The organism is Streptomyces sp. NRRL F-5727 (assembly GCF_000719555.1).
Classification (GTDB): Bacteria; Actinomycetota; Actinomycetes; order Streptomycetales; family Streptomycetaceae; genus Streptomyces.
In genome coordinates this window covers 1-418 of the sequence record NZ_JOGX01000159.1, presented here as the reverse complement: position 1 = coordinate 418, position 418 = coordinate 1, and the positions used below count along the sequence as shown (strand labels likewise).

Genomic DNA, 418 nt, shown 5'->3' with positions numbered 1-418 from the left:
GCGGGAGTGGGGGATCGGCGGCGCCGACCCGGCCGGCCTGGACGGCATGCTGCGCACCGAGTACCAGGGCTGCCGCTACTCGCTGGGCTATCCGGCCTGTCCGGACCTGGAGGACCGGGCGAAGATCGCGGCGCTGCTGCGGCCGGAGCGGATCGGCGTGCACCTCTCGGAGGAGTTCCAGCTCCACCCGGAGCAGTCCACCGACGCGATCGTCGTCCACCACCCCGAGGCGAGCTACTTCAACGCGGGAGGCCGGCGCCTGTGAACCCCACCTTCTCCTTCGAGTTCTTCCCGCCGAAGACCGACCGGGGCGAGCAGGCCCTGTGGGACGCGATCCGCCGCGTCGAGGCGCTCAGGCCGGACTTCGTGTCGGTGACGTACGGGGCGGGCGGCTCGTCCCGCGACCGGACCGTCGACG

At 72.7% G+C, this 418-nt stretch carries 2 protein-coding genes; both read left to right on the top strand.

The features are described from left to right. Window positions 1–265, top strand: a 265-nt coding sequence (locus tag IF73_RS0137155) for a vitamin B12 dependent-methionine synthase activation domain-containing protein (RefSeq protein WP_031015969.1), incomplete at its 5' end; no start/stop codon positions are given. After that, window positions 262–418 (top strand): methylenetetrahydrofolate reductase (locus IF73_RS0137150; RefSeq protein WP_031015966.1); only part of this gene is annotated, 157 nt, incomplete at its 3' end. The genes IF73_RS0137155 and IF73_RS0137150, both read left to right, overlap by 4 nt.